Source organism: Streptosporangiales bacterium (assembly GCA_009379825.1).
Taxonomy (GTDB): Bacteria; Actinomycetota; Actinomycetes; order Streptosporangiales; family WHST01; genus WHST01.
In genome coordinates, this window is record WHTA01000049.1 from 21,857 (window position 1) to 44,766 (window position 22,910).

Annotated in this window: 24 protein-coding genes; 12 read left to right on the forward strand and 12 right to left on the reverse strand. The window is 70.7% G+C overall.

All coding sequences use genetic code 11. The features are described 5' to 3' along the window. Window positions 1–32: 32 nt before the first annotated feature. From GEV07_20720 to paaA, 8 genes are all read right to left on the reverse strand, one after another. The gene (locus tag GEV07_20720; protein MQA05037.1) at window positions 33–830 is read right to left on the reverse strand and encodes a hypothetical protein; all 798 of its coding nucleotides are present in this window, start codon (window positions 828–830) and stop codon (window positions 33–35) included. A gap of 103 nt (window positions 831–933) precedes the next feature. Beyond that, complete coding sequence (gene paaF, locus GEV07_20725) at window positions 934–2,232, reverse strand: phenylacetate--CoA ligase (protein ID MQA05038.1); 1,299 nt, start codon at window positions 2,230–2,232, stop codon at window positions 934–936. A gap of 17 nt (window positions 2,233–2,249) precedes the next feature. Beyond that, the gene (locus GEV07_20730; GenBank protein MQA05039.1) at window positions 2,250–3,104 is read right to left on the reverse strand and encodes a 3-hydroxybutyryl-CoA dehydrogenase; all 855 of its coding nucleotides are present in this window, start codon (window positions 3,102–3,104) and stop codon (window positions 2,250–2,252) included. A gap of 19 nt (window positions 3,105–3,123) precedes the next feature. Further along, a complete protein-coding gene (gene paaK / locus GEV07_20735; protein MQA05040.1) occupies window positions 3,124–4,338 on the reverse strand; it encodes a phenylacetate-CoA oxygenase/reductase subunit PaaK in 1,215 nt (404 codons plus the stop codon). After that, window positions 4,338–4,928: a phenylacetate-CoA oxygenase subunit PaaJ gene (paaJ, locus tag GEV07_20740; protein MQA05041.1), complete on the reverse strand. Its 591-nt coding sequence runs from the start codon at window positions 4,926–4,928 to the stop codon at window positions 4,338–4,340. The genes paaK and paaJ overlap by 1 nt, the downstream gene beginning before the upstream one ends. After that, entirely contained in the window at window positions 4,922–5,671 is a 750-nt protein-coding gene (paaC, locus tag GEV07_20745) for a phenylacetate-CoA oxygenase subunit PaaC (GenBank protein MQA05042.1), read from the reverse strand. Before paaC ends, paaJ begins: the two co-directional genes overlap by 7 nt. Window positions 5,672–5,709: 38 nt before the next feature. Beyond that, window positions 5,710–6,000: a 1,2-phenylacetyl-CoA epoxidase subunit B gene (locus GEV07_20750; GenBank protein MQA05043.1), complete on the reverse strand. Its 291-nt coding sequence runs from the start codon at window positions 5,998–6,000 to the stop codon at window positions 5,710–5,712. Next, window positions 5,997–6,935, reverse strand: a complete 939-nt coding sequence (gene paaA, locus GEV07_20755; protein MQA05044.1) for a 1,2-phenylacetyl-CoA epoxidase subunit A — start codon at window positions 6,933–6,935, stop codon at window positions 5,997–5,999. Before paaA ends, GEV07_20750 begins: the two co-directional genes overlap by 4 nt. Window positions 6,936–6,994: 59 nt before the next feature. On the opposite strand from paaA, the gene GEV07_20760 reads away from it, so the two are divergent. The 3 genes from GEV07_20760 (at window position 6,995) to GEV07_20770 (ending at window position 8,419) form a co-directional block, all read left to right on the forward strand. Beyond that, window positions 6,995–7,582, forward strand: coding sequence for a TetR family transcriptional regulator (locus GEV07_20760; protein MQA05045.1), 588 nt, complete (start codon window positions 6,995–6,997; stop codon window positions 7,580–7,582). After that, window positions 7,579–7,998, forward strand: coding sequence for a thioesterase (locus tag GEV07_20765; protein ID MQA05046.1), 420 nt, complete (start codon window positions 7,579–7,581; stop codon window positions 7,996–7,998). Before GEV07_20760 ends, GEV07_20765 begins: the two co-directional genes overlap by 4 nt. Before the next feature lie 94 nt (window positions 7,999–8,092). Then, window positions 8,093–8,419: a hypothetical protein gene (locus GEV07_20770; protein MQA05047.1), complete on the forward strand. Its 327-nt coding sequence runs from the start codon at window positions 8,093–8,095 to the stop codon at window positions 8,417–8,419. Here GEV07_20770 and GEV07_20775 read toward each other — a convergent pair whose 3' ends face one another. After that, window positions 8,420–9,391 carry a phosphotransferase gene (locus GEV07_20775; GenBank protein MQA05048.1) on the reverse strand — a complete coding sequence of 324 codons (972 nt, stop codon included), beginning with the start codon at window positions 9,389–9,391 and terminating at the stop codon, window positions 8,420–8,422. A gap of 95 nt (window positions 9,392–9,486) precedes the next feature. Between GEV07_20775 and GEV07_20780 the strand changes: the two genes are divergently transcribed. The 5 genes from GEV07_20780 (at window position 9,487) to GEV07_20800 (ending at window position 12,525) form a co-directional block, all read left to right on the forward strand. Next, on the forward strand, window positions 9,487–10,641 hold the full coding sequence (locus tag GEV07_20780; GenBank protein MQA05049.1) for a LytR family transcriptional regulator: 1,155 nt from the start codon (window positions 9,487–9,489) through the stop codon (window positions 10,639–10,641). Between the two features lie 163 nt (window positions 10,642–10,804). Then, a complete protein-coding gene (locus GEV07_20785; GenBank protein MQA05050.1) occupies window positions 10,805–11,143 on the forward strand; it encodes a hypothetical protein in 339 nt (112 codons plus the stop codon). A 16-nt stretch (window positions 11,144–11,159) separates the two neighbouring features. Further along, window positions 11,160–11,453, forward strand: a complete 294-nt coding sequence (locus GEV07_20790) for a hypothetical protein (protein MQA05051.1) — start codon at window positions 11,160–11,162, stop codon at window positions 11,451–11,453. Between the two features lie 19 nt (window positions 11,454–11,472). Then, a complete protein-coding gene (locus GEV07_20795) occupies window positions 11,473–11,976 on the forward strand; it encodes an ABC transporter permease (protein ID MQA05052.1) in 504 nt (167 codons plus the stop codon). Window positions 11,977–12,030: 54 nt separating this feature from the next. Further along, entirely contained in the window at window positions 12,031–12,525 is a 495-nt protein-coding gene (locus GEV07_20800; GenBank protein MQA05053.1) for a hypothetical protein, read from the forward strand. Window positions 12,526–12,534: 9 nt separating this feature from the next. On the opposite strand, the gene eccCa is transcribed toward GEV07_20800, so the two are convergent. Continuing rightward, window positions 12,535–16,533 (reverse strand): type VII secretion protein EccCa, encoded by a 3,999-nt coding sequence (gene eccCa, locus GEV07_20805; GenBank protein MQA05054.1) that lies wholly within the window; start codon window positions 16,531–16,533, stop codon window positions 12,535–12,537. 33 nt (window positions 16,534–16,566) lie between these two features. Between eccCa and eccD the strand changes: the two genes are divergently transcribed. Both eccD and GEV07_20815 read left to right on the forward strand, forming a co-directional pair. After that, window positions 16,567–18,027 carry a type VII secretion integral membrane protein EccD gene (eccD, locus tag GEV07_20810; GenBank protein MQA05055.1) on the forward strand — a complete coding sequence of 487 codons (1,461 nt, stop codon included), beginning with the start codon at window positions 16,567–16,569 and terminating at the stop codon, window positions 18,025–18,027. A 71-nt stretch (window positions 18,028–18,098) separates the two neighbouring features. Beyond that, window positions 18,099–19,250, forward strand: coding sequence for a hypothetical protein (locus GEV07_20815; protein MQA05056.1), 1,152 nt, complete (start codon window positions 18,099–18,101; stop codon window positions 19,248–19,250). 8 nt (window positions 19,251–19,258) lie between these two features. Here GEV07_20815 and GEV07_20820 read toward each other — a convergent pair whose 3' ends face one another. Together GEV07_20820 and GEV07_20825 are read right to left on the reverse strand one after the other, a co-directional pair. Further along, window positions 19,259–19,822: a GNAT family N-acetyltransferase gene (locus GEV07_20820; GenBank protein MQA05057.1), complete on the reverse strand. Its 564-nt coding sequence runs from the start codon at window positions 19,820–19,822 to the stop codon at window positions 19,259–19,261. A gap of 37 nt (window positions 19,823–19,859) precedes the next feature. After that, window positions 19,860–20,969 carry a mandelate racemase/muconate lactonizing enzyme family protein gene (locus GEV07_20825; protein MQA05058.1) on the reverse strand — a complete coding sequence of 370 codons (1,110 nt, stop codon included), beginning with the start codon at window positions 20,967–20,969 and terminating at the stop codon, window positions 19,860–19,862. A 263-nt stretch (window positions 20,970–21,232) separates the two neighbouring features. On the opposite strand from GEV07_20825, the gene GEV07_20830 reads away from it, so the two are divergent. Then, window positions 21,233–22,078: an alpha/beta hydrolase gene (locus tag GEV07_20830; GenBank protein ID MQA05059.1), complete on the forward strand. Its 846-nt coding sequence runs from the start codon at window positions 21,233–21,235 to the stop codon at window positions 22,076–22,078. Then, a partial coding sequence (locus GEV07_20835) for a hypothetical protein (protein MQA05060.1) occupies window positions 22,071–22,910 on the forward strand: 840 nt, incomplete at its 3' end. The genes GEV07_20830 and GEV07_20835, both read left to right, overlap by 8 nt.

Genomic DNA, 22,910 nt, shown 5'->3' on the forward strand with positions numbered 1-22,910 from the left:
CGAGGGGTACGCGGAATTTCCTGGTCAGGTGCCTACTCGGCGACCCGCACCGATCCCTTGTGCAAGGTGGCGTCGTACTTGCTCGCGGCGACGGCGTCGGCGAGGTCCTGACCCTCCGGCTTGGAGAAGCCGGGCAGCTGGATGACGCCGTTGGTGACCGGGCGTTCGACGGGTTCCGCGCTCAGCACGATCCCGCCGTAGACGACAGCGAGCCGCCGCCCGTCCTCCGACGAGCCAGTCATCCGCTTGGTCGTGGTCGCGAGCTTCTCCTTCGGCTCGCCTTCCAGGTTCATCTCCACCGCGTACGCGCCGGTGCCCGCCTTGTCCTCGACGACGTTCGAGCTGTCGATGTCCGAGCCTTCGAGGAACGGCTTGGCGAGGTGGTACCAGTAGGACCTGGCACGGTCGCAGGCGTGGTTCTCAGGCGGGTCGTGGCAACCCTCGTTCTTCACCACGGCGCCCTGCCCGACCTTGCCCGAGTTGATCACGCTGCTGAACTGCAGCTTCGGCCCGCTGTCCGGCAACGACTCCAGCTCTGGCTGCTCCACCTCGGGTACGGCCACGGTCACCAGGTTGTCGTCCACCCACCAGCGCGCGTCGGCTGCGCGGCCCATGTGCAGACGGAAGACCAGCGACTTGGCGACCGCTTCGCCTTGTTCGTCGGTCAGGTCACCGTCGATGGTGTACTCGACGTACGCCCAGCCACTGGGCACGTGTGCGCCTTGCATCTTGTCGAACAACTGGACGGCACCGAAGATCCCGGCGATGACCAGGCTGAACACGACGACAGTGCTGCCGAGGGCGAACAGCGAGTTCCCCCGGGTGCCCACCACATGCTCCCCTCGCCGGTCGACCTGCCGGCGGCCAGACTTGCACACTCGCCTCTGCGTCGCCAACGGCGAGGCTGTGTGTGACCGGGAGGGGACGGTATGCCTAGCGTTCGTCGAAGACGCGTTTGAGCTTACCGGTCGAACGAGCCAAGCTGCCCGGCTCGACGACCTCGACCGTGCAGGCGATCCCCAGCCGTTCCTTCAGCGACGTGGCGAGTGCGGCGGACGCGCCCGTGCCGTCGTCGACCGGCCGCGCCGGATCCCGCTCGACCTGCACGGTGAGCTCGTCCAGCCGGTGTGGGCGGGTGAGCACGAGCCGGAAGTGCGGGCTCAGTGCTGCGGTCGCGAGCACCAGCTCCTCCACCTGGGTGGGGAACAGGTTCACGCCGCGCACGATGATCATGTCGTCGCTACGCCCGGTGACCTTCGCCATCCTGCGGAACGTCCGCGCCGTGCCGGGCAACAGCTGCGAGAGGTCCCTGGTGCGGTACCTGACGACCGGCGACGCCTTTCGGGTGAGCGTGGTGAACACCAGTTCGCCCGGTTCGCCGTCCGGCAGCACCTCGCCGGTGTCCGGGTCGACGACCTCCGGGTAGAAGTGGTCCTCCCAGACGTGCAGGCCGTCCTTGGTCTCCACGCACTCGTTCGCCACGCCAGGGCCCATCACCTCGGACAGCCCGTAGATGTCCACCGCGTGCATGTCGAAGGCGTCCTCGAGTGCGGCCCTGGTGCCCGGGGTCCACGGTTCTGCGCCGAAGATGCCCACCTTGAGCGAAGAGGCGCGCGGGTCGAGCCCTTGCGCGTGGAACTCGTCGAGCAGCGCCAGCATGTACGACGGCGTCACCATGATGATGTCGGGCTCGAAGTCGCGGATCAGCTGCACCTGTCGCGGCGTCATGCCACCGGACACGGGTACGACGGTGCAGCCCAGGCGCTCCGCGCCGTAGTGCGCGCCCAGGCCGCCGGTGAACAGGCCGTACCCGTACGCGACGTGCACCAGGTCGCCTGGCCGGCCACCGGACGCCCGGATCGAGCGCGCCACCAGGTCGGCCCAGTTGTCCAGGTCGGCGCGGGTGTACCCGACCACGGTCGCGTCGCCGGTGGTGCCGCTGGACGCGTGCAGCCGCAGCACGTCGGCGCGCGGGACGCCGAGCATGCCGAACGGGTAGCTGTCCCTGAGGTCCTGTTTCGTGGTGAACGGGAACCTCCGCAGGTCGGCGAGCTCACGGCAGTCGTCGGGATGCACACCGGCCGCGTCGAACCGTTCCCGGTACAGCGGCACGTTCTCGTACGCGTGCCGCAGCGACCACCGCAGCCGCTCCAGCTGCAGTGCGGCGAGCTCGTCGCTGGACGCGGTCTCTATCGGTTCCAGCTCGCCGGTACCAGGGCGCAGGTCGAGCATCGTTGCTCCATTCCTCGTCACCAGGTGTAGAAGCCCTGTCCGCTCTTCTTGCCGAGCTCGCCTGCGGCGACCTTGTCGCGAAGCAGCTGCGGTGGCTCGAATCGCGCCCCGAGTCGCTCCTGCAGGTACTCGGCGATGGCCAGCCGCACGTCCAGCCCCACCAGGTCGGTGAGGTGCAGTGGTCCGATCGGCCAGCGGTAGCCGAGGCGCATGGCCTGGTCGATGTCCTCGGCGGACGCGACGCCGTCCGCGAGCATCCGGATCGCCTCCAGGCCGACCGCGACGCCCAACCGGCTGGACGCGAACCCCGGCGCGTCGTGCACGGTGACCGGCGTAAGGCCGAGCCGGCGCACCCGGTCGAGTGCGCGCGTCACGGTGTCGTCGGCAGCGCCCTCGTGCGTGACCACCTCGACCAGCGCCGAGGCGGGCACCGGGTTGAAGAAGTGCATGCCGCAGAACCGTTCCGGGCGCTGGAGAGCGGCCGCGAGGTCGGTGACCGACAGCGAGCTGGTGTTGCTGGCCAGGTCGGCGTCCGGCACGGCGCCCTCGGCCGCGGCCAGCATCCGCTGTTTCAGCGCGAGATCCTCCGGCACCGCTTCGACGACCAGCTTGGCGCGGTTGCCGATGTCGGTCACCGAGTCGGTGGTGCGCAGGTCGGCGAGCAGCACGTTCGCCGTGACGCGCGGCGGCAGCTTGCCGCGTTCCTCCGCCTTGCGCGCAGACGCGGCGACGCGTTCGCGCGCGGCCGCGGCGGCGTCCGCGTCGGACTCGACGATTACCACCGGTGACGCCGCGGCGAGGAAGACGTGTGCGATCCCCGCGCCCATCACGCCGCCGCCGATCACCGCGACGTGCTCCTCGTGCTTCCGCACCTGCGACCGTCCCTTCCTGCTAGGCGTCGTACTCCAGGCGGACGGTGGGACTCACCGGGTGCGACTGGCAGGTGAGCACGTAGCCGTTCGCCACCTCGGTGTCCTCCAGCGCGTAGTTCTGGTCCATCCGCACCTCGCCCTCGAGCAGCCGGGCCCGGCAGGTGCCGCACACCCCGCCCCGACAGGCATACGGCGCGTCGCCGCGTTCGCGCAACATCGCTTCGAGCACCGGCACGTCGTACGGCCCGAGCCGGAACGTGGTGGCGCGGCCGCCGAGCACGGCGGTCACCGTGCTCGCACCAGGTTGCGCCTTGGTGGGGGCAGGCGGCTGCGGCGGCGCGGGCGGGTCGGCGTGGAACAGCTCCACGTGCACGCGGGCGGCGCCGCGGTCGCGCAGGTACGCGCGCAGCTCCTGCACCATGGCGAACGGGCCGCAGAGGAACCACTCGTCCACCTGGTCCAGCGGGCACAGCGCCCGCAGCAGCCGGTCGAACCTGTCGGGGTCGAGGCGGCCGGAGAACAGCTCCACCTGCTGTGGTTCCCGCGACAGTACGTGCACGAGCGAGAACCGGTCCGGGTACGTGTTCTTCAGGTCGTACAACTCCTCGACGAACATCACCGAGCTGCTGGTGCGGTTGCCGTAGAAGAGCGTGACCCGGCTGCCCGGCTCGGTGGCGAGGACGGTCGACGCGATGGACAGCACCGGGGTGATGCCGCTGCCGGCGGCCACCAACCCGTAGTGGTTGCTCGCGGCCGGGTCGAGCGCCGGGGTGAACCGCCCGGTCGGTGTCATCACCTCGAGCACGTCGCCGGGCCGCAGCCGTCGCGCGACGTGCGCGGAGAACGCGCCGCCCGGCAGGTGCTTCACGCCGATCCGCAGTATGCCCGACCCGGCCGGGGTGCAGATCGAGTAGCTGCGGCGCTCCTCGTCACCGACGGCCGTGCAGCGGATGTTCACGTGCTGGCCCGCGGCGTGCCGGTACTCGCCCGCGAGCGTGTCCGGGACGTCAAGCGTGACGGCGTACGCGTCGTCGGTGAGCGCATCGACGGCGGCGACGCGCAGCTCGTGGAACACCGCCTGGTGCCTGCCGGTCGCCTCCTGCGTGGACGTGTTCCTCCCGCGACCGCCTCCTCCCGAGGCTCCGGCAGGTGCCGCGGCAGTGTCCGTCGGCCTTCTCCCAGTGGCGCGGCCCCTACCTCCGCCTCGCTCGTCGAGCTCCTTCGCGGCCGTCATCAGACGGCCTTCATTGCGTCGAACGGCTCCGCGCAGGCGCGGCAGACGTAGAGCGCCTTGCAGGCCGTCGACCCGAACCTGCTGGTCAACCGGGTACGCAGCGACCCGCACTGCGGGCACCGCACACCGAGCGCGACCGGCACCGGCCCGTGCGCAGGACCAGGCGGTGCGATGCCGAACTCCGCGAGCTTCCGCCTCGCGCCCTCGCTGAGCCAGTCGGTGCTCCACGCCGGACGCAGCGCGGTGTGCACCCGCACCTGCGCGTAGCCGGCGGCCTGCAGGGCCCGCTCGATGTCGGCCCTGATGGTCTCCATCGCCGGGCAGCCGGAGTAGGTGGGCGTGACGGTGACGTCGACCGCGCCGTCCCCGGCGACCGCAACGTCGCGCAGTACGCCGAGGTCGTCGATGGTGAGCACCGGCAGCTCGGGGTCCACCACCGCGGCGACCACGTCGTGAGGAGTCACGGTGCGGCTGCCGCGACCGCCTCCTCCCGAGGTTCCGGCAGGTGCCGCGGTGGTGTTCGTCGGGGTTCTCCCAGGACCGCGGCCCCTACCTCCGCCTCGCTCGTCGAGCTCCTTCGCGGTCACCATTGCGCCCCCGGATGTGCCCGGTGCAAAGCCTGCATCTCCGCCAGCAGGTGGCCGAGGTGCTCGGTGTGCAGGCCGCGCCTGCCCGCGGCCGCCGCCTCGGGTACGTCAGGACGCGTCAGCGTCGCGTCGGCCAGCACCTCGTCGACCGCGGCGTCCCACGCCGGGCGCAGCGTCGCCGGGTCGACCCCCGTGCCGTCGGCGGCCAGCTGGTGGGTCAGCTCGTCCGCCTCGAACAGCTCAGCCGCGTACGGCCACACGCCGGCCAGGCCGGCCTGCATCCGCGTGTGGCTCTCCGCCGTGCCGTCGCCGAGCCGCAGCGTCCACTGCACGGCGTGGTCGCGGTGGTACGCGACCTCCTTCACGGCCTTCGCGGCGATGCCGGCGAGCCGTTCGTCGCCGCTGTGTGCGAGCTCGGCGTACAGCAGGTGCTGGTACGTGGAGAACAGCAGCTGCCTGGCGATGGTGCGGCCGAAGTCGCCGGTTGGCAGCTCGACCAGCTGGACGTTCGTGAAATCCAGGTCGCCGCGCAGGTACGCGAGCGCGTCCTCGTCGCGGCCGCGTCCCTCCAGCTCGCCGGCGTAGCCGAGCAGCCTGCGTGCCTGCCCGAGCAGGTCAAGCGAGAGGTTCGCCAGCGCGAGGTCCTCCTCCAGCTCGGGCGCGCGGGCGACCCACTCGGCGAGCCGGTGCGACAGGATCAGCGCGTCGTCGCCGAGCCGCAGTGCGTACGCCGCCACGGCCGGCAGCGTGGTCTCACCAGTGGTGGCGAAGTACGGCGACCTGGTCACAGGTGCTCCACTCCCTCCGGCACGGAGTAGAACGTCGGGTGCCGGTACACCTTGTCTGCGGCCGGCTCGAAGAACGGGTCCTTCTCGTCAGGTGCGGACGCGTGGATGGCGCTGGCCGGCACCACCCAGATGCTCACGCCCTCGTTGCGGCGGGTGTAGACGTCCCTGGCGTTGCGCAGCGCCATCGCCGCGTCCGGCGCGTGCAGGCTGCCGACGTGCTGATGCGAGAGCCCGCGCCTGCTGCGCACGAACACCTCCCACAGCGGCCAGCTCCGCGACTCGGTCATGCCACCTCCTCCGTGGCCGCGTGCTTCGCGGCGTACGCCTCAGCCGCCTCGCGTACCCACCGGCCTTCCTCCTGGGCGGCGCGGCGGTGTGCGATGCGGTCGGCGTTGCAGGGCCCATTGCCCTTGATGACCTCGAACAGCTCGGTGTAGTCGAGCTCGGTGAAGTCGAAGTGCTCACGGTCGGCGTTCCAGCGGATGCCGTCGTCGGGCAGCGTCAGGCCGAGCGCCTCGGCCTGCGGCACGGTCATGTCGACGAACCGCTGCCGCAGCTCGTCGTTGCCGAACCGCTTGATCCGCCAGGTCATCGACTGCTGGGTGTGCGCCGACTCGGCGTCCGGCGGGCCGAACATCATCAGCGAAGGCCACCACCAGCGGTCCACTGCGTCCTGCGCCATCTCGTGCTGGGCCCGCGTGCCGTGGCTCAGTGTGTGCAGGATCTCGAAGCCCTGCCGCTGGTGGAACGACTCCTCCTTGCAGATCCGCACCATCGCGCGGGCGTACGGGCCGTACGAGCAGCGGCACAGCGGCACCTGGTTGGTGATCGCCGCGCCGTCCACCAGCCAGCCGATGGCGCCGATGTCCGCCCAGGTCAGGGTCGGGTAGTTGAAGATGCTCGAGTACTTCTGCCGGCCGGAGAGCAGCAGGTCGTACAGCTCTGCGCGGTCCACGCCGAGGGTCTCCGCGGCGCCGTAGAGGTACAGGCCGTGCCCGGCCTCGTCCTGCACCTTGGCGATCAGGATGGCCTTCCGGCGCAACGAGGGCGCACGGGTGATCCAGTTGCCCTCCGGCTGCATGCCGATGATCTCCGAGTGGGCGTGCTGCGCGATCTGCCTGATCAGCGTCTTGCGGTAGCCGTCCGGCAGCCAGTCGCGCGGCTCCACCCGCTCGTCCGCGGCGACCCTGGCGTCGAACTCGTCCTGCAGCGTGTCGGGCATGGCGCTCCTCCGTGCTTGCCACCATAGTCCCGACCGAACATTCGGTCTATAGTCGAGGGATGGCGACTCCAGCGCGTACCCGCTACACGCCCAACTCGCTGCTGCGGGTCGCCGTCGAGGTGTTCAACGAGCGCGGCTACGACGGCACCAGCATGGAGCACCTCGCGCGCGCCGCCGGCATCACCAAGTCGTCCATCTACCACCACGTACGGGGCAAGGAGGAGCTGCTCGGGCTCGCCCTCGATCGCGCCACCGGTGCCCTGTTCGGGGTGCTGGACGAGCCCGCGGCCACCACCGGGCCGGCCGTCGACCGGCTGCGGCACGTGCTCCACCGGGCCCCCGACGTCCTCGTCGCCGAGCTGCCGTACGTCAACCTGCTGCTGCGCGCCCGCGGCAACACCGACACCGAGCGCTGGGCGCTGCACCGCCGCCGGGAGTTCGACCAGCGCATCGCGGCCCTCGTGACGGCGGCCGCGGCCGAGGGCGACCTGCGCGCGGACATCGACCCGCACCTGGTGACCAAGTTGCTGTTCGGCATGGTGAACTCGATCACCGAGTGGTACCGCGCCGACCACGACACCGACTGGTCCGAGCAGCTGGGCGCCACCGTCGCCACCATCGCGTTCGACGGGCTGCGCCGCGGATGAGGCCGATCCCCGACGGCTACGAGTGCCGGCTGGACATCACGGTCACCGCGGCGATGACCGTGGACTTCGGCCACCTCGGCGCTGCCCACCAGGTCTACGCGACGTACTGGATGGCCAGGCACTTCGAGGAGGTCGGCCGGATGGTGCTCGTGCCGCACCTGGAGACCGGCGAGCAGGGCGCGGGCACCAAGGTGCACGTCGAGCACGACGCCGCCGCACCGCTCGGCAGCAGCCTGGTGGTCACCGGCAGGCATCGGGCGACGTCCGGCAACCGGCTGCTGGTGGACTGCGCGGCCACGCTGCCCGACGGAACGGTGGTCGGGCACGGCTGGACCGAGCAGGCGGTGCTGCCGGAGCACGTACTCGCCAGCCGCCTCGACGGCCCCGAAGCCCCAGGCCAGCCGTCGACAAGGTAACCTCGTAGACTGTGCCCGCGTCAGCCGATTCGGCATCGGCTTCTCGACGCGGGCATCTCGTGGAAGTTCCCTTGAGTCTCGCAGGAGTAGTGTCATGGCTGAACCGAGGTCGAAGACTGCCCGGCAGGCCGTACAAGCCGGTCGTGGATCCGGTGGCGGCCTGACCTTCCTGGGCGATCACCGGTACCTGGTGCCGCTCAACAACGGCAAGCACGCGTACGTGCGCAACCTCACCACGGGCAAGACGAAGCGGCTGAAGACCACCTCCGACGCGTTCGCCGAGGAGATCAAGCAGCTCGTCGAGGCCGGTCACGGTGCCAAGGTGCGCGGTGAGTTCGACCAGCTCGCCAAGGACTTCCCGACGCATGGCTGGGACGACACCGCCAAGCGTCTCGTCGAGGCCGAGGTCTTCGACTCGTAGTCACCGGCCGCAACGGTCGCCTGCGACGGTGACCAGCTCCGCGCCGAAGCTACGAACCCACGCGTCCATCGCGGCCAGCTCGTCCAGCCGCGCCGCGACGGCCGCGCGGCTGGACTGCCCCCTGCGGTACCTCCCGTAGCGCCAGACCAGCGCGCCCGCGGCGCGGAACCGCAGCAGGGTGGGCAGCGCCTCGACCTCGACGTCAGTCAGCCGCACGGCTCGGCCGTAGCCGCGGAGCAACGCCGTGGCACGTGCCAGCGGCCGCGCCGGCGCGGGCTCCGTGCACCCGCTCTGCACGAGTGCCGCCACGACGTCGGCGACCCGCAGGTCCAGCCCGGCCAGCTCGAAGTCGAGCAGCGCCGTCACGACGCCGTCGCTCATCAGCACGTTCGACAGCGCCATGTCCTGGTGCACCAGCTGGGTCGGCGCGTGGTCGAGCAGTCGCGCGTAGGCGACGTCGAGGTCGTGCAGGGCGGCCATGTCCACGCCGAGCTCGGTCAGGCGTACCCCGTCCGGGTGCGTGCCGGCGAGGTCGCGCCGCCAGTCGTGCGGCGCGAGGGCGGAGTCGAGGTCGGCGAACGCGGCGTCCAGCCGTCCCAGGGCCTCGCCGACCCGCTCGAGCGCATGCGATGACGGGTCGGGGCGCTCGCCTGGCAGCCACGCGAACACCGCCACCGGCCCCTCCTCGGTCGCCAGCCAGGTGCGCCCGTCCGGCAGCGGCACCGGTGACGGCACGGCGAACGGCAGGCCGGCGGCCCGCAGTGCCGCCAGCAGGGCGTGCTCGCCTGCGACCTGGTCACCGGTGAGGTTCTCGTATCCGCGCACGACCAGCCGCCGGCCCGCGCAGTCGAGCAGCCTGACCCAGTTGTTCGTGCCCCTGGCCGGGCTGCGCACGCGGCGTGGCGGCTCCAGCCGCCAGCTCGATACGACGGCGCGGAGACGGGGCCCGAGCTCTTCTCGTCGGGCGTGCATCCCGTCACCTTGCGCGGCGTGAGACGGTTATGTTCATGGCAGGTGACGAACGGCGACACGGGTACGGGTCGAGCGACCCGCAGCCGACCAGAGCGATGCCAGGTCAGCGGCGTGGTGCTCCACCGCCCCCGCCTCCGCCACCCCTGTCGGCGGACGACTCCTCGTACTACTCGCGAACCTACCGCTCGTCCAAGTTCCGGCGACCCGGCGACGGGCCACCCAGGCGGCCGAGCGAGCCGCGCGGCGGCGGCCGCCCGCCCGGAGGCGCGCCACGCGCCCGCCGCCGCGGCGGTCCGTTCCGCAAGGTCCTCGGCGTGCTGCTCACGCTTGTGTTGATCTACCTGATCACGTACATCGGCATCATGGCCGTCGCCTACACCAAGCTGAACCGGGTCGAGGCGCTGCAGGACTACGAGCAGCGCCCGGAGCAGACGCCGGGCCAGGACTGGCTGCTCGTCGGCTCCGACAGCCGCCAGGGCCTGACCAAGAAGGAACAGCGGGAGATGCACACCGGCCACGTCGGCGGCCAGCGCGCGGACACCATGATGCTGCTGCACATCCCCGCCGGTGGCGGCAAGGCGACCCTGGTCAGCTTCCCGCGCGACTCCTGGGTCCCGGTGCCCGGCCACGGCCGGATGAAGCTCAACTCCGCGTACTCGCTCGGTGGCCCGAAGCTGGCTGCCCGCACGCTCGAGGTCTCGACCGGCATCAAGCTCGACCACTACATGGAGGTCGGTTTCGGCGGCTTCGCCGGCGCGGTGGACGCGATGGGCGGCGTCGATATCTGCGTGAAGCACCGGATGAAGGACCCGAAGCAGAAGATCACCTTCAAGAAGGGCTGCCAGACGATGGACGGCAAGACCGGCCTGTCCTACGTGCGGTCCCGCTACGACGACCCGCGTGGTGACTTCGGCCGGGTCGAGCGCCAGCGGCAGTTCCTCGGTGCGCTCTTCGGCAAGGCGTCCTCACCGAGCACGCTACTCAACCCCTTCCGCGCCGGCGGGGTCGCGTTCGCCACCGCCGAGGGGGTGACCGTCGACAAGCGCGACGGGCCTTACGACCTCACCCAGATGTTCTGGGCAATGCGTGGGGCCGCCAGCGGCGACGTGAAGACCATGACCGTGCCGCACACCGGCGGCAGTTACGTCGGTGGCCAGGCCGTCGTGGAGTGGGACAGGCCGCGCGCGATCAAGCTGTTCAACCAGCTGGCCGAGGACCGGAAGGTCACCGTCAAGGGCGGTACGCCCTAGCTCGCTGTAGCACACCATGCGCGTGCCGTGGCCGCGCTCTCCTCCGATGTGACGTGGCTCATGCCACGGGCGGTCGGCCGGCCTGTGGACAGGTGGAACCGGGCCTGCTCGAGATCAGTCATAGTTGCCGCATTGCACGGGGGACCCGGTATGGAGGCAGTGAATGAGCGTCTTGAGTATGGAAGTGACGGGTGTCGCGCAGAACGGTCAGCAGCAGGGGATGAACACCACTGCGCTGATCCAGGGACTGCGGGCGTTCGCGGGGAACACGGAAGGCTCCCAGGGCAGCTGGCAGGGCGCAGGCGGTGCCGCGTACATGCGGGCCAGGGCCGAGTTCCTCCGCCAGGTCGACACGTTCGCGGGGAGCCAGGGCAGGATCTCCGAGGGCATCGGTCACACCGCCAGGCACACCGGAACCGCGGACGACGAGTCGTACAGCGACGTGTCCGGTGCCAGCGGCGAGATCAGCAGCATCAACACGACCACCCCGGTCGGGGTCTGACGAGAGGAGACGACAGATGTCGGACATGGTCACCTGGCGGCTTCCCGGTATGCAGGCCCTCGCTGACGAGGGCAGCAGCCAGTACCAACGGCAGCGGCAGCAGCTCACCGACTTCTTGACCAAGCACAACCAGCTGGCGAGCAGCCTGTGGCCGGAAGGTTCGGTCGGCTACCGCGGCGTGGGTAACAAGCACAACGGCAACGGCGAGGCGATGTTGACGGCCATGGCCCGCTACAACCAGGCCACGCAGGGCGGCACCGACAAGGCCCAGGCGGCGCTGGCCCGGATCGGCGGTATCTGGGGCGCCTGACTGGTAGCCTCACGCGTCGATGACTGCAGGAGGCGGTACTCCACCCGATCCCGCCGCACCAGGTGCGGCGGGATCGCGTGCTTCCCAGCCGCCGCCGGGTCCCGGGCCGGACGAGCCACAGGGACCACCGCGGACGACCGGGGAGACCAGGCCGACGCTGACGGCCGCGGACAAGGCGGCCGTCGAGGGGCAGGCGCTACGGCGCCGGCAGCTGCGTGCCGCGTTGTGCCACGGCTCGGACAGGTCCTGGCGCGACCGGCACCGGGTCTGGCCCGCCTGCATCGGTGGCGTCGTCGTGGCGGTGCTGATCTGCGCGGGCATCGGCGTGCACGGCGCGTTCGAGAAGCAGCAGCGGCTCGACCGCGAGGAGCAGCGGCAGCAGGAGTACCAGCGGACCAGGAAACCCGCGTCGGTCACCGTCACCGCGACGGCGTCCCCCACCGCGACGGCATCTCCCACGGACCCCGTCACCTCGCCGCCGACCGGCGCCAGCACTCCGATCCCCACCAGCGGCACTCCGTGACGACGACTCGCGCCTATGGGCGATCTATGCCGCGTGTCTCTAGCGTCCCGGGGCATGAGTACAACACCTCTGCAGACACGTGACCCAGGTCCCGCACCCGCGAGCATCCACGTCGTCTTCTGGCTGATGATCGCGCAGTCCGCGTTCAGCGTGTTCGTCGGGCTGCCGCTGGCGTACATGAGCAAGGACGCTGTCCTCGCCTCGATGCCGGACACGCCAGGTGTGGACACGGAAGCCATCTGGCAAGGGAGCTTCGGCTTCACCGTCGTCCTGTCGGTGGGTATGGCCGCGCTATGGATACTGTTCGCCGTCAAGCTCAGGGCGGGACGCAACTGGGCGCGCATCACCATGCTCGTGCTCACCGCGCTGGGGCTCGTGGTCACGCCGATCAACCTGGCCAACACCGGTGTCACCATCCCCGCGACGGTCATGCCCGCCCTCATCGGCGTGGCGGTCGGCCTCGTCGTCCTGATCCTGCTGCTCGCGGAACCGGCGAAGAGCTGGACGCCCGCCAAGACCGCGTTCCTGAAGGCGAGCCCGCCGTTCTAGGGGCGGCGGCTACGCGTCCGGCTCGTCGCGGTCCTCGATCTTCGCGACCTGCACCTGGACGGGCCCGCGCGTACGGCGCGCCCACACCGCACGGCCGACCGGGAGCCGCTGTGGCCGTACACCAGCGATCAACGGCCCCTCGTTCTTGTCACCGCTGAACATCAGGCCGGGCGTGCTCAGGTCGGTCAACCGCTGTAGCAGCGGGTCGTAGATCGCCCGCCCCGCGCCGCCGGACCGCCTGGCGACGACCATGTGGAACCCGAGGTCCCTCGCCTGTGGCAGGTAGTCGGCGATGCCGAGCAGCGGGTTGGCGCTCGACGTGGCGACCAGGTCGTAGTCGTCGACGATCATGAACACCTCGATGCCCTGCCACCAGCTGCGGTCGCGCAGTTGGGCCGCGGTGAGATCCGGCGGCGGTAGCCGCTTGGCCAGCTGGCCGCCGAGATCCCGGCACATCTTCTCCGTCGCCGGGGCGGTGGTGCAGTACGCCACCTGGTACTCCTTCGGCACCACGTCGAGCAGCGAGCGGCGGAAGTCGACGAGGACGAAGCCGATCTTGTCGCGCGGGTACGCCCCCATCAGCTGGCGGCACAGCACGTCGAGCGTGTTCGTCTTGCCGGTCTCCGAGTCGCCGAACACGAGCAGGTGCGGGTCGGCGCTGAACAGGTTGACCATCGCCGGCTCGAGCTTGGTGTCCTCCATCCCGATGGCGACCGCGGGCGGCGCGGCGTTGCCGGGCGGCAGGCTCTTGAACGCCAAGTCGGCGGGCAGGATGCGGATCGGCGGTGTGGCCCTGCCCGGGTAGCGCTTGGCGACCATACGTACGGCGTTGCGCTGCGCCTCGGCGAGGTTGGTCTCGTCGGCCACACCGTCGACCCTGGGCAGGGCGCCCTGGAAGTAGAGCTTGTCCTGCATGATGCCTTTGCCCGGGGTGTCCGTGCTCAGGTTCTTCATCAGTTCGCGGTCGATGGTGGCGTCGAACTGCTCGTTCATCCGCAGCTCGACCCGGCCGGAGAACGAGCTCTGGATCTTCGGCCGCATCTCGTGTGCGCTCGCGGAGGTCGCGACCACGTGCACCCCGTACGACAGGCCGCGCGCGGCGATCTCACCGACTTGGTTGTCCATCTCGGTGAAGTCGAAGTCGTCCTTGAACTCGTCCTTGAACGCTCCCCAGCCGTCGACGACGAAGACGACGTCGCCGAGTGGGTCGTCGGGGAACCTGTTGCCCTGCGCGCGCCACTGCCGCCACGCGGTCGCCGAGTCGAGGCCCACCTGCCGGAACAGCTCTTCCCTGCGGTCGATCAGCGCGATCATCTCGTTGACCATCCTGCGCACCTTCGGCAGGTCGACCCGCGAGCTCACGGTGCCGACGTGCGGCAGGTCCTGCAGTGCGCCGAAGCCACCGCCGCCGAAGTCGGCGATGTAGAAGGAGATCTCGTCGGGTGACTGCAGGAACGCGGCGCTGAGGATCATCGTTCGTAGCAGCATCGACTTGCCCGACTGCGGCGCGCCGACGATCAGCAGGTTGCCGTACGAGCCGGTGAGGTCGACCAGGAACGGGCGCTGTCGCTGCGCGCGCGGCTCGTCGATCAGGCCGAGCACTGCTCCGACGGGGAACGGCCTGCGCGCGCGGGGCTGCAGCAGCGGCCGGAGCAGGTGGTCGAGCGGGAGCATGGCCGGCATCGGGTCCAGCCACACCTTGTGCACGGACATCCGGCTGCTGGCCAGCTGTCGCACGAGCGCGTCGAGCACGGTGGGCTCGCCGACGTCGGTGTCGGCACGGTTCGGCTTGCGGTTGCTCAACGCCTCCAGCCGTTGCTGGGCGAGCAGGCCGATCCCGTTCACCGCGGTGTACGGCACCACAGGCGGTGCCGTGGCCGTGGCCTCGGCGAGCTGCGAGACCGGCTCGTACGTACCGGACACGTACGCGGCCTTGAACCGTTCGTAGACCGTGGTGTCGACCTGCAGGTAGCCGGAGCCCGGTTCCGGTGGCAGGTGGTACGCGTCCGACGTGCCAATGGCCTCGCGGCTCTCCGACTCGGAGAACGTCCGCAGCCCGACCCGGTAGGAGAGGTGGCTCTCCAGGCCGCGGATCTTGCCGACCTCCAGCCGCTGGGTGGCGAGCAGCAGGTTCATCCCGATGCTGCGGCCGATCCGGCCGATGGCCACGAACAGCTCGGCGAAGTCGGGTTTGGCGGTGAGCAGCTCGCTGAACTCGTCGATGATGACCAACAGGTACGGCAGCGGCGGCAGGTCGGGACGCTGCTCGCGCACCCGGTGGTACGTCGCGACGTTCGGCAGGTTCCCCGCCCGCTTCAGCACCTCCTGCCGGCGCAGCATCTCCCCGTACAGCGCGTCGCGCATCCGGTCGACGAGCGCCAGGTCGTCCTGCAGGTTGGTGATCATGCCGGCGAGGTGCGGCAGCTCGGCCGTGCCGGCGAACGTCGCGCCGCCCTTGTAGTCGACGAGCACCATGGCGAGCAGCTCCGGGTGGTGCTTGACCGCCAGCGAGCTGACCAGGGTGCGGAGGAACTCGCTCTTGCCGGACCCGGTCGCGCCGACGACGAGCCCGTGCGGGCCCATGCCGCCCGCGGCCGACTCCTTCAGGTCGAGCACGAGCGGCCGGCCGCTGCCGGTGACGCCGATCGAGACCCGCAACACGTCACGCGGCTGCAGGTGCGTCCACTGGGCGAGCGGGTCGATGGTGCCGACGTCGCTGACGCCGAGCACCTCGGGCAGGCTGACGTCGCTGGCCAACACCGACTCCGGTGCGTCGTCGGCGGCCAGGCGCAGCGGCGACAGCCGCCTGGCCAGCGCGCTGGCCGCGCCGACCTCGGGCAGGTCGGCAGCGAACTCGGTGGTGGGGCCGTCCCCGAGCTGGCGGTGCGCGGTGCCGTCCGGCCCGATGGTGACGCGGACATCGACGTGCCCTGGCTCGTTCCTGCGGTCGGCGACCAGCTGCACGACGTGGATGCCCAGCTGGCCGAGGGTGATGGCCTGGTCCGGCGACTCGATCCCGGCGTGCACGGGCAGGTGTTCGCCGTCGATGACGACCAGCAGGTGCGTACGCACCGGCCGGTGGCCGCGGCTGAGGCGGTACTCCTCGACGCGCTGCTCGATGTCGGCTTCGATGATCTCCGCGAGGTCCTGCAGGGTGCCGGCGACCAGGCGACCGGGCAGCAGCCCGTCGTCCACCTGGCTGCTGTGTACGTGCGGCAGCCATTTCACGAAGTTCCAGGCGGCCTCGGTCTGCTGCGAGCGGACGACCGCGATGCGCAGGTTCTCCGGCGGGTGGAAGGTCGCGGCCTGGCAGACGAGGCTGCGCAGCAGTGCACGTCCGGCGGCGAAGTCACCGACCACGCTGGTCATGCCGACCTTGGCCAGGTCGAGCGTGACCGGTTGGTGGTCGAGCGTGGTGCGCCGCTCCACCAGCTGCTTGGCGGCCGCCAGCGAGACCGGCTCGTGCTCCTCGAGCGGGTTCTGCTGCGGCGCGAAGCTGACCCGCAGCTCCAGCGGGACGTTGCCGGTGCCGACGCGCAGCGAGAGGAAGTCGGCGTCGGCGATCCGGCGTTCCCAGCGACGGGTCTCGTCACCAGCGACGTCGACCAGCCGCTCCGGTTCCGGGTGCAGCCAGCGGCCGCGATCGCGCTGCGCGGCCACGGAGAAGCGCAGCCGCTGCCGCACGCCGTCGACGTAGTCGAGGTAGCGCTCCCGCCGGTGGCGCAGCTGCTTCTTCGGGCCGGAGCGCATGGCGATGACTATGACCACGGCCATCAGGATGAAAACGATCGCCACGACCAGGCTGATCGCCACCATCAACGGCCGCTGCGGGTTGCTGAACGCGACGCCGAGCGACGCGAGACCGCCGACGCCCATGCTGCCGCCGAGGATGCCGTGGTGACCGGAACCCTGGTTGTCCAGCTTCGGCGGCTCGGCGAGCTGGATCTCCTCCGACTCCACCGCAGGCGGTGGGGTGCGCGCGGGTCGGTGGATGACGTTCGTCCCCATCCGTCAGCGGCTCCCTCGTCTCGGCTCGGCCGCATGCCCCGTGCACGGAGGTTACCGTCCAACCGGCAGGACGTGGGTGCTCGGCTGTGGAAGCCACCCATAACCGCCCAGGTGAAGCGGCACAATAGCCTAGTCGCGGGTGGGCCGCGGTCGATGCGGAGGAGTACCCGGATGTCGGTTGGGTTCAGCACGGTGACCGTCGTCACCGACGAGCGACGGGTCGACCTCGCGCTGCCCAGCGACGTTCCCGTGGGCGAGTGGTTCCCCGAGCTGTTGCGGCTCTGCTCCGGCGGCAACGCAGGCGGCTCGGCCGGGTGGGTGCTGGGCCAGGTCGGCGGGCCGCAGATCGGGCTGGACAGCACGCTGGCGGCCGCCGGCGTCAGCGACGGCCAGGTGCTCCAGCTGCGGGCGGCCGACAGCGACGGTTTCGTGGCGTACGTCGACGACTTCGTCGACTCGGTCTCCGACCGGGTGGACAACACCGGTGACCGCTGGACGAACGCCACGTCCACCAGCTTCACCGCGGTCGTCGCAGCGGGTGGCCTGCTGGCGTTGCTCTACCCGGCGTTCACGCGCGGCAGCGGCGGCTGGCTGTTCTGTCTCGTCGTCGCCGCGGCGGTCTCGCTGGCGGGTGCGATGTGGGCGCGCAGGGAGCGCACGGTCGCCGCCACGGTGCTTGCCGTCACGGCGCTGGTCTGGTGGGCCAACACCGGGCTGCTGCTCGGCCAGCTGCTCGCCGGCGGTCTGGTGGCGTACGGGATGGCCGCGGTGTGGCTGGCGATCGGTGGCGGGGTGTTACGGGTCGCCGCCGCCGGCCTCGCGGGCCCTGCAGCGTTCAGCTGGATGGTCGCTGCGCTCGTCGTGGTGTCCGGTGTGCCGTTGGCCTTCGGCGTGCCGGCGGTGCCGGTGATGTGCGCACTGCTGCTGCTCTGCGTGCTCATCTTCGGTGTGCTGCCGCTGACCGCGCTGGGTGCGGGCGGCCTCGCCGCGATGGACTACCGCATCCGGGCCGGGCAGCGGCTGTCCAACAGTGCGATCGACGCGGCGGTGTCCCGCGCTTCTGGAACGTTGACCTGGACGCTCCTCGCGGTCGGCGGCGTGGGCGCGGTCGTCGCCACGGCCATCGCGATGACCACAGGCACCTGGCCGCGGCTGCTGGCCGCGCTCACCGGTGCCGCGTTCCTGCTGCGCTCGCGGGCGTACACCCGGCGTGCGCACGCGATGCCGTTGCGGCTGGCGGGTGCCGCCGTGCTGGCCGCCACCGCCGGCAGGTTCGTGCTGGATGGCGAGCCGGGCGTGGTGCTCGTCGTGGTGTTCGCTGCCGGTCTGATCGCGCTGGCGCTGCTCAGCGCGGTGCCGGTGAACACCGTGCTCAACGCCCGGCTGCGGCTGCTCGGCAACTACGCCGAGGTGCTCACCGTCGTAGTCTTGGTCCCGGTCCTGGCACACGTGTTCGGCGTGTTCGCCTGGGTACGGGACCTCATCGGTACGTAACGCGGAAGCGGGGGCCAGACATCGTGGCAGCGGATCCGGACGGCTCCGGAGCCGGGTCGCGTCCTGCGCAGATGTCGGCAGCGGCCGTCGAGGAGTTGCGGCGGATGGGGCTCGACCCGGTGGCGATGGGGGTGCCAGGCGCCGCCGCCCGGCCACCGGCCTCGCCGCACGCCCGGCGACCTGCCGTCCCTTGGCCGGGCGAGTCGCCCGGCCAAGGGACGGCGCAGCCGGCGCAGGGCGTCAACCCGCAGAAGTTCCCCGAGCAGCACGACCCGAACGCGGCGCCACAGCAGAGCACCTGGGCGACGGCGCCGTCCGCGCCCGGTAGTGGCGGCCCGGCCTCGGCGGCCGGCGCGCTGCCGCAGGCGGTGCGGCGCGGCGGCCGCACCGGGTTGCGCGGTCTGTTCAACGTGAACAGCGCAGGGCAGGCGATGGCCCAGTCGGCGCTGCTCGAACGGGCCGGTGCGTCGTTACGGGGGCCGCGCCGGGTGGCGTTCCTGAGCTTCAAGGGTGGTGTCGGCAAGACGAGTGTCACCGCCTTGACCGGGCTCGTCCTCGGTGGCATCAGGCCCGGCGGGGTGGCCGCCCTCGACGCCGACCCGGACAGGGGCACGCTGGTGCGCCGGCTCGACACCGTGCAGCCACCGTCGATCAGGGACTTCCTGTGGCGCGTCTACCAGTCGCCGCAGACCGATCCGCGGTTGCTGACGCACGCGACCCAGGGTGGGCTGCACGTACTCGACTCGGCCAGGTCGCCGATCCTCGTCGACGCGCCGACGCCGAAGGAGGTGTGGTGGGCGGTGCGCACGCTGGAGCGCACCTGTCCGGTGATCCTGCTGGACTGCGGCACCGCGCTCACCCACCCGCTGACCGAGGTGATCCTGAAGACCGTGGACGCGGTCATGGTGATCACCACGCCGTCGGACGACGCGGTCGCCGCGTGCTTCTCCACCCTCGGCTGGTTGGAACGCAACGGGCACGAGAAGCTCGCCGCCGACGCCGCGGTGGCGATCACCGACGTACGGAAGTCGCGCTTCGACCGCAAGCTGCACAACGAGCTACGCAAGGAGATCGGGCAGCGGGTGGGTTCGGTCTTCAGCTTCGGCTTCGACCCCGGCCTGGTCCGCGGCGGCGTCATCACCCTGGACGACCTGTCGGTGGCCAGCAGGGAGACGGCGCTTGCCGCCGCCGCCTGGACGGTCAGCGGCCACCGGGACCGCTGACGCCGGTCTCAGCCGTTCGCCGCCCACCAGTCAGGGGCGAGCTGGGCCATCTGGACGGTGTCGTGCCACTGGCCGGCGTGGAACATCGCCTCCCTGCGGCGGCCCTCCTCGGCGAAACCCACCCTGCGGTACGCGGCGATGCCCCTCGTGTTGAACGCGAACGTCTCGAGCTGGATGCGGTGCAGGCCCATCTCCACGTAGCCGTAACGCACGAGCACGCGCAGCGCGTCGGTGCCGTACCCCGCGCTCCAGTACGGCGGTCCGAGCACGATGGCCAGCGTCGCGCACCTGTTCTTGTCCACGCCGTGCAGGGTGGCCTGGCCGATCAGTGCGCCGCCGTCGAGTAGCTCGACGGCGAACCCGGCGTCGTTGCCTGCGTTGGCGTTCCAGCCGCGCATCAGGTCGATGGTGCCTGCGGTGGGCGTTGGCCGCACCCACAGCGTCTGCAGCACCTTGACCGCGGGGTCGTTCCACCAGTCGGCGAGCTGCGCCAGGTCCGGTTCGCGTACCTCGCGCAGGCGTACGTTCTCGCCGCGCAGCAGGGAGTTCGCGTAGTCGATCGCGTCGGACATGCCTTGCCAGCTGTTGCTCATGCCCCGATGATGCCGGTCAGCTCACGGCGTAGCGACGCAGGGCGGCGTGGTCGACGGTCACGCCGAGGCCGGGCGACCGCGGCACGGTCAGCCAGCCGTCGCCGTCGACGGTCAGTGGCTCGGTGAGGAAGAAGTCCCTGCGGTGTTCCGTCCATCCGGGTGGGTCGTAAGGGAACTCGAGGTACGGCACGTTGCCCACGCCCGCGGCGACCTGCAGGTTGGCGGCGAGGCCGAGCCCGTTGGTCCAGGTGTGCGGGGTGAACCACCGGTGCTTCAGGTGGGCGAGCTCGGCGAGGAACCGGCAGCGGGACATCCCGGCGGACAGCACGACGTCGGGCTGGTAGATGTCGAACGCGTCCGCCTGCACCAGGTCGACGAGCTCGGCGAGCGTACGGACCATCTCCCCGCCGGCCACCCGAATGCCGGTCTGCTCACGCACCGTGCGGACCGCCGGCAGGTCGTGCTGCGGCAGCGGCTCCTCCAGCCAGTACACGTCCAGCTCCGCCAGCTCGGCGGCGAGGCGACGTACGGAGACGGCATCGAGCGCGGGTGTGGTGTCGCCGCTCATCCGCCACATCTGGTTGAGGTCGACCATCACGGCGATGTCCGGCCCGACCGCCTCGCGCACCGCGCGTACGGCCGCGACGCCGGCGCCGACCTGGTCGGCGGCGATCCGCAGCTTCATCGCGCGGAAGCCGCGCTCGACCGCGGCCACGGCGCGCTCGGCCCGCTCGTCCGGCGGGCACAGCGCACCGAACGAGGCGTAGGCGCGCAGCCGGTCGGTGGCGCCGCCGAGCAGGGTGGCGGCCGGTTGGCCGCAGGCCTTGCCTGCGATGTCCCACAGCGCCGCCTCCATCGGCCAGTACCGCGCGGCGTGGAAGTCGATGGTCTCGATGACCCGCACGTGCTCCGCGATGGCGAGCGGGTCCTTGCCGACGAACAGGTCGAGGTAGCTCTCGAAGCCGGTCATGGTGTCGCCCGACCCGTAGCCGACGATGCCGTCGTCGGTGCGTACCTCCACGACCGTGGCGTCCAGGTGGGTGCGCGGCTGCAGGTCCCACGCGGCGTGGAACGACGGGTCGAGCGGCAGCCGTGCCCGGTGGAGCAGGACCTCGGTGATCAGCACGTCGCGTGGACTCCTCGGCGGACAAACAAGCCACCCCGCCAGGTCACGGGGGACGGCCTGGCGGGGTGTGCACAACGACTATAAGCCGACAACGGGCGAGACGGCTGCAGAAATCGTCGGAGGACGACGATACGGACTCTCCGTTACCGGCCTTCCGGCAATGGTCTTGTCGGAACGTCGCGTCCTGTCCAGGGTCGGAGAGCACGCGACGACGATGTCGGCGGCTGAGGAGGGCTGCGCCAACGATGAGCACCCCGCAGGAGATGGTTCCCGGCGATCACCGGGACCCGGTCCGCGCGTACGAGACCGGCCGCACGACCGTGTTCGCCGCCGCGTGTGACCAGCGCTTCTCGTACTGCATGTACCTACCGGAAGCGCGCGCAGCCGGCCACCGGCCACGGCTGCTCGTACTGATCCACGGCACCGAGCGCGGCAACGCGCACTACAGGAACCGGTTCGCGGAGTTCGCCGAGGAACACGGGTGCGCCGTGCTCGCGCCGCTGTTCCCCGCCGGCATCGACGAGCCCGGGGAGCTGCACAACTACAAGTTCATCGAGTACCACGGCATCAGGTACGACCAGGTGCTGCTCGACATCGTCGAGGAGGTCGGCGAGCGCTATGACCTGGACACCGAGCGGTTCCTCATCCACGGCTTCTCCGGCGGCGGGCAGTTCGTGCACCGCTTCCTCTACCTCCACCCGGACCGGCTCGCCGCGGCGTCCATCGGCGCCCCAGGCAGGATCACCCAGCTCGACGACGAGCTGCCCTGGTGGCTGGGTACGGGCGGCTTCGCGGAGCTGTTCGGCGCGCCGGTGGACGTCGACGCGCTACGCCGGGTCGCGGTGCAGATGGTGGTCGGCGACCAGGACGTGGAGACGTGGGAGATCAACAACCCGGGCCACACGAACTGGATGGCGGGTGTGGAGGAGACGGGGAACACCAGGATCGAGCGGTTGCAGACGCTGCAGGACAACTACCTGAGTCACCGGCTGGACGTGCGGTTCGACCTGATGCCCGGCGTCGCACACCACGGCGACGGGGTGTTGCCGGCGGTCAAGGACTTCTTCAGCGACGTCCTCGCCGCCGCGGGAGGTGAACGGCATGGCTGACAGCGTGTTCGGACGCCGGCTTTCGCGGCGCACGATGCTTCGCGGCGGGGTCGCGACGGCACTCTCGCTCGGTGGGCTCGCCGCCGTCGGTGCCTGTTCACCGCCGAAGGGCGCCGTCGGTGAGCCCGCGCGCAAGGAGCCGCGGCCGGACTACTACCCGAGCGACTACGGCAAGCTCGTCGAGGCCTCCAAGAAGGAGGGCGGCAGCCTCACGATCTACTCGAACATGGACTCCTACAACTGGGAGCCCATCCTCGCCGGGTTCATGGCGCACTACCCGTGGATCGAGGAGATCAACACCACGAACTTCGACAGTTCCGAGGTGTTCCAGCGCCACATGGCGGAGGCGTCCAAGGCGCGGGCGCGGGCCAGCCTGTTGGTCAGCGGTGACCCGATCAGCTGGCGGCAGATGTCCGAGGAGGACGAGCTCGAGCTGTACGAGTCGCCCGAGGAGTCGAAGCTGCCCGAGTTCGGGAAGGCGCTGCCCGGTGTCTACGTCTTCTCCTCCGACGTCATCCTGATCGCGTACAACAAGCTGGAACTGAGCGCCGACGAGTATCCGGACAGCCTGGAGTCGATCGCCCGGATGACGGAGCAGGACGAGCACCGCTTCAAGAACAAGGTGACCACGTACAGCACCGACTCGGGCTTCGGGCTCGCCATCCACCTGTCGTACTACCGGGGTCTCGAGCGGGCGGGCAAGGATCCGTGGGCGATGTACGACCGGCTGCTGCCGATCACCAGGGCGGAGGAGTCGTCCGGGCCGATGGTGGACAAGATCGCCACCGGCGAGTACCTCGCCGGCTACTTCATGTCGAGCACCATCGTGATC

Bases quoted from the DNA above. Each gene is read 5' to 3' on its own strand.
- paaF (MQA05038.1), bottom strand. From the start codon at position 2,232: ATGCTCGACCTGCGCCCTGGTACCGGCGAGCTGGAACCGATAGAGACC.
- paaK (MQA05040.1), bottom strand. From the start codon at position 4,338: ATGACGGCCGCGAAGGAGCTCGACGAGCGAGGCGGAGGTAGGGGCCGC.
- paaJ (MQA05041.1), bottom strand. From the start codon at position 4,928: ATGGTGACCGCGAAGGAGCTCGACGAGCGAGGCGGAGGTAGGGGCCGC.
- GEV07_20750 (MQA05043.1), bottom strand. From the start codon at position 6,000: ATGACCGAGTCGCGGAGCTGGCCGCTGTGGGAGGTGTTCGTGCGCAGC.
- paaA (MQA05044.1), bottom strand. From the start codon at position 6,935: ATGCCCGACACGCTGCAGGACGAGTTCGACGCCAGGGTCGCCGCGGAC.
- GEV07_20760 (MQA05045.1), top strand. From the start codon at position 6,995: ATGGCGACTCCAGCGCGTACCCGCTACACGCCCAACTCGCTGCTGCGG.
- GEV07_20765 (MQA05046.1), top strand. From the start codon at position 7,579: ATGAGGCCGATCCCCGACGGCTACGAGTGCCGGCTGGACATCACGGTC.
- GEV07_20770 (MQA05047.1), top strand. From the start codon at position 8,093: ATGGCTGAACCGAGGTCGAAGACTGCCCGGCAGGCCGTACAAGCCGGT.
- GEV07_20775 (MQA05048.1), bottom strand. From the start codon at position 9,391: ATGCACGCCCGACGAGAAGAGCTCGGGCCCCGTCTCCGCGCCGTCGTA.
- GEV07_20780 (MQA05049.1), top strand. From the start codon at position 9,487: ATGCCAGGTCAGCGGCGTGGTGCTCCACCGCCCCCGCCTCCGCCACCC.
- GEV07_20785 (MQA05050.1), top strand. From the start codon at position 10,805: ATGAGCGTCTTGAGTATGGAAGTGACGGGTGTCGCGCAGAACGGTCAG.
- GEV07_20790 (MQA05051.1), top strand. From the start codon at position 11,160: ATGTCGGACATGGTCACCTGGCGGCTTCCCGGTATGCAGGCCCTCGCT.
- GEV07_20795 (MQA05052.1), top strand. From the start codon at position 11,473: ATGACTGCAGGAGGCGGTACTCCACCCGATCCCGCCGCACCAGGTGCG.
- GEV07_20800 (MQA05053.1), top strand. From the start codon at position 12,031: ATGAGTACAACACCTCTGCAGACACGTGACCCAGGTCCCGCACCCGCG.
- eccCa (MQA05054.1), bottom strand. From the start codon at position 16,533: ATGGGGACGAACGTCATCCACCGACCCGCGCGCACCCCACCGCCTGCG.
- eccD (MQA05055.1), top strand. From the start codon at position 16,567: ATGCCCCGTGCACGGAGGTTACCGTCCAACCGGCAGGACGTGGGTGCT.
- GEV07_20815 (MQA05056.1), top strand. From the start codon at position 18,099: ATGTCGGCAGCGGCCGTCGAGGAGTTGCGGCGGATGGGGCTCGACCCG.
- GEV07_20820 (MQA05057.1), bottom strand. From the start codon at position 19,822: ATGTCCGACGCGATCGACTACGCGAACTCCCTGCTGCGCGGCGAGAAC.
- GEV07_20830 (MQA05059.1), top strand. From the start codon at position 21,233: ATGGTTCCCGGCGATCACCGGGACCCGGTCCGCGCGTACGAGACCGGC.